The sequence below is a fragment of the Caballeronia sp. INML2 genome, assembly GCF_023631365.1.
In the GTDB taxonomy this organism is placed as follows: Bacteria; Pseudomonadota; Gammaproteobacteria; order Burkholderiales; family Burkholderiaceae; genus Caballeronia; species Caballeronia turbans.
The window spans coordinates 1-4128 of record NZ_JALQDH010000109.1 but is presented as its reverse complement, the minus strand read 5'-3'; the positions used below and the strand labels follow the sequence as shown (position 1 = coordinate 4128).

The window sequence follows — 4128 nt, the reverse complement described above, 5'->3', positions numbered from 1 at the left end:
CGGAAGAAGGCGGTGGCGATTGAAGGAGAATGTTGCTTCTCACGGTAACACTTCCACAATCGAACTCCACCACCATGGCGAAACATACGCAGGAAACTAGCGGCAGTCAAACAGCAGAAGAAGCGCAAGTCGCGAGGGCCGCCGGCCTGGACGATCTGATTCAGCAAGGGGCGCGGCGAATCATCCAGCAGGCAATCGAGGCGGAACTGGCAGTGATGCTCGAGCAATATTCGAATGTGAAGACGATCGATGGGCGGCGGGCGGTCGTGCGCAACGGCTACCTGCCAGAGCGCGAGATCGTCACGGCCGTGGGACCGGTGCCTGTTCAGGTGCCGAAGGTTCGCGATCGTTCGGGCTCCGGCATCAAGTTCAATTCGACGATCGTACCGCCATATGTGCGCAAGTCGCCGCGGGTGTCGTCGTCGCTACCGTGGCTGTACCTGCGTGGTGTCTCGACAGGCGACATGGGCGAGGCGCTATCGGAGTTGCTGGGCGAGCAGGCCAAAGGGCTGTCAGCAAGCGTCGTGAGCCGTCTGAAGGGCGCATGGTCAGAAGAGTACGAGCAGTGGAACAAGCGTGACCTCTCGGCCTCGCGCTGGGTCTACTGGTGGGCCGACGGCATCCATACGCAGGCCCGCGCGGAGGATTCGGACGGGCAGTGCCTGCTGGTGATCATCGGCGTAAAACCGGACGGCTGCAAGGAGCGAGTGGCGCTCAGCGACGGCTATCGCGAATCGAAGGAATCCTGGAAAGAGCTGCTGCTCGATCTGAAGAAACGAGGTCTGCAGGCGCCGCCGCTGCTCGCAGTCGGTGATGGCGCGATGGGGCTGTGGGCAGCGCTTGAAGAAGTGTTTCCACAGACACAGCACCAGCGCTGCTGGTTCCATTACGCCGATGTCCGGATTATGCCGAAGTCCCGGCTGCGATACCGGACTGCTGGCGGCGAACGCACTTTAGGTATCGGCATAATCCCGCTCAGTTGAGCGATGCTTCCTTCTCCGCATCTGCGAGGAGGCACATCATGTCACATCCATCTCGGGTCCGTATTACCGGACCGCTTGTCTCATTCAGAGACGGCTTCGCTGCCGAGCTGAGCAAGCAAGGGTACCGGCCCAACGCCGTAGCGAACCAGCTTCAACTCTTTGGCCATCTGAGCCGCTGGCTTGTTTCCCGGCGACTTGATGCAACGATGCTCAGCGACCCGGTTCTCGGGGAGTTCTTGGACGCACGACGCGCAAAAGGCTACAGGTTGTGGCTCTCAACCAAGGCACTGGTGCCGCTGATCAGCTACCTTGGAAGCATTGGGATTGAGGTCGCAAGTGCTCCAGCGGCCTTGAGTCTCAGCGAAGAGCTACTCTCGCGCTACCACCGATATCTGCTCGATGTGCGCGGGCTTGTCGCTACTAGCGCTCGCGGGTATGTCGACATGGTGCGTCCGTTTGTCGAGGCGAGAGTCGTCGATAGCGAACTCGATTGGAAGACCTTGCAGCCGAAGCACGTGATCGACTTCGTGCGCGCTGCCCGCGACGGACGACCTATTGGTTCAGCGAAGCTTACGGTAACGGCGCTGCGCTCGTTATTGACCTACTTGCACGTCGAAGGTTTCATCGCGCTGCCGCTTGAGATGGTAGTCCCCTCAGTTGCTGGCTGGCGTCTCGCAGGATTGCCACGCGCACTGAAGGCCGGCGATGTGCGACGTTTGCTGGCAGCCTGTGATCGACGCACCCGCAGCGGCCGTCGCGACTTCGCGATGCTGATGTTGCTCGCGCGTCTGGGCTTGCGTGCCGGCGAGGTGGCCAGGCTTGATCTGGCCGACATTGACTGGCGCGCAGGCGAACTTGTGGTCAGAGGTAAAGCGCAGCGCATCGATCGCCTGCCCTTGCCGGCAGACGTCGGTGACGCATTGGCAGCGTACTTGGAACGTGGCCGCCCCGATACCGCACAATGCCGCACGGTGTTCTTGCGCATACGAGCTCCGCACCGAGCGCTCTCATCCACTGGTGTCACAGACGCGGTGACCGCAGCAGCTTCACGCGCGGGCCTTGATCATGTGCGCGCTCATCGTCTGCGCCACACACTTGCAAGTCAGATGGTGTGTTCCGGCGTTGCACTTCCTGCAGTCTCTCAAGTACTGCGCCATCGTCGCCTGATGACCACGGCAATCTACGCAAAGGTCAACAGGGAGGGACTGCACCTGCTCGCCCGTGCGTGGCCGGGGAGCGCAACATGAGCGAATTACGTCATGCTTTGACTGAGTATCTAAGCCTGCGACGCTCGCTGGGCTACAAGTTGCGGCGGCAGGAGAAGCTGCTGCATCAATTCATTGATTTTCTCGCGTCCACAGGAGCACCGACAATCACCGTTCAACACGCCTTGACGTGGGCATGCCAGCCGACGAACGGCGGCAACAATTGGTGGTCCTATCGTCTTTCTGCGGTTCGGGGTTTCACCAACTATCTGCACGCCATCGATCACACCGTCGAGGTGCCACCGTCGGACTTGCTGCCATGGCGACCACATCGGGCAAGTCCATATCTGTATAGCGACGAAGAGATCATCGCGCTGATTAAAGCAGCCGACACGCTCAGTTCTCCGCTGCGAGTGACGACTTACCAGACCTTGATTGGTTTGCTCGCTGTCACCGGAATGCGAGTCGGCGAGGCAATCAATTTGAATCGGCAGGACTTCGATGCGCGTAACGGAACCTTGATTATCCGGGATGCGAAGTTTAATAAAACGCGAGAACTTCCATTGGATCCGACGACGGCGACGGCATTGAAACGGTATCTCGCCTGCCGCAACCGAGAGCCCTACGCCGGACGAACCGCAGCGCTATTCATCTCCCCCACTGGCAGCCGGCTCCTGTACTGCAATATTCACTGGACCTTTCACCGATTGGTCCATCAAGCAGGCATCGTACCGCGCACCAGCCATTGTCGCCCCCGAATCCATGACCTTCGGCATGCTTTCGCCGTAAGGACGCTGCTTGACGCCTATCGAGACGGTTCCGACACGCAGCAGCGTCTCACGCTGCTTTCAACCTATCTTGGCCATGTCAATCCGGCGACAAGTTACTGGTATCTGTCAGCAGCTCCAGAACTGCTCATTAAGGCGGCCGAGCGTCTGGCGCGTCCGCCGGGAGAACAAGCATGAGCGCACTGGCCATCACCCTGCAAGCATTCTTCTCAGACCGACTCCTGCGGGAGCGTCACGCGAGCCCGTGTACGATTTCGGCATATCGCGATACATGGCGATTGTTGCTTCGCTTCGCCGCGACGCGAACCAGCAAATCGCCATCGGCGCTCGACTTTGCTGACTTTGACGTCCCGCTGGTCTGTGCCTTCCTGGACCATCTAGAACAGGATCGGAATAACAGCGTGCGTACTCGTAACGCCCGGCTCGCCGCCATCCATTCGCTGTTCCGCTACGCGGCATTACGGCACCCTGAATCCGCAGCCACCATTGCTCGCGTGCTGGCGATACTACCGAAGCGTTTCGAGCGCACGATCGTTACCTTTCTCACCGAGCCGGAAGTGCAAGCCCTCCTTGCTGCGCCAGATCGAGCGTCGTGGTCAGGGCGACGCGATTATGCGTTGCTACTGGTCGCGGTGCAAACCGGATTGCGGATCTCCGAATTGATCGGTCTGCGGCAAAGCGACGTTTACCTCGGCGCTGGTGCGCATCTCGCCTGTCACGGGAAGGGTCGAAAGGACCGCATCACGCCATTGACAGTCCCTGTCGTCAACGTGCTGCGCACGTGGCTCGCCGAGTGTAACGTCAACCCGCCCGCGCGGCTGTTTCCAACACGCACCGGCAAACCACTCAGCCGAGACGCGATCGAGCGCCGCATTGCACTCCATGCATCTACAGCATCTGTCGCCTGTCCGACTTTGACAACGAAGAAAGTAACGGCGCATGTGTTGAGGCATACCTCTGCAATGAGGCTTCTGGAAGCGGGCGTCGATCCCACAGTGATCGCTCTATGGCTCGGCCATGAGCATGTCGACACCACCACGATTTATCTACACGCGCATCTGGGAATCAAGGAGCAAGCTCTCGCCCGGGTTCGCATGCCTAACACCCAGCCCGGCCGGTATCGCCCCTCCGATACGCTTCTCGCCTTTCTGG

Annotated in this window: 3 protein-coding genes and 1 pseudogene; all 4 read left to right on the top strand. The window is 59.9% G+C overall.

Annotated elements, in window-relative coordinates:
* Positions 1-74: 74 nt before the first annotated feature.
* Positions 75-917: pseudogene (locus NCT32_RS32415) on the top strand (IS256 family transposase); the annotation flags it as partial.
* Between the two features lie 104 nt (positions 918-1021).
* The gene (locus NCT32_RS32410; protein WP_250491273.1) at positions 1022-2230 is read left to right on the top strand and encodes a tyrosine-type recombinase/integrase; all 1209 of its coding nucleotides are present in this window, start codon (positions 1022-1024) and stop codon (positions 2228-2230) included.
* Positions 2227-3153, top strand: coding sequence for a tyrosine-type recombinase/integrase (locus NCT32_RS32405; protein WP_250491272.1), 927 nt, complete (start codon positions 2227-2229; stop codon positions 3151-3153). Before NCT32_RS32410 ends, NCT32_RS32405 begins: the two co-directional genes overlap by 4 nt.
* A partial coding sequence (locus NCT32_RS32400) for a tyrosine-type recombinase/integrase (protein ID WP_250491271.1) occupies positions 3150-4128 on the top strand: 979 nt, incomplete at its 3' end. The genes NCT32_RS32405 and NCT32_RS32400, both read left to right, overlap by 4 nt.

Coding starts and splice junctions, on each gene's coding strand:
- NCT32_RS32410 (WP_250491273.1), top strand. CDS start 1,022: ATGTCACATCCATCTCGGGTCCGTATTACCGGACCGCTTGTCTCATTC.
- NCT32_RS32405 (WP_250491272.1), top strand. CDS start 2,227: ATGAGCGAATTACGTCATGCTTTGACTGAGTATCTAAGCCTGCGACGC.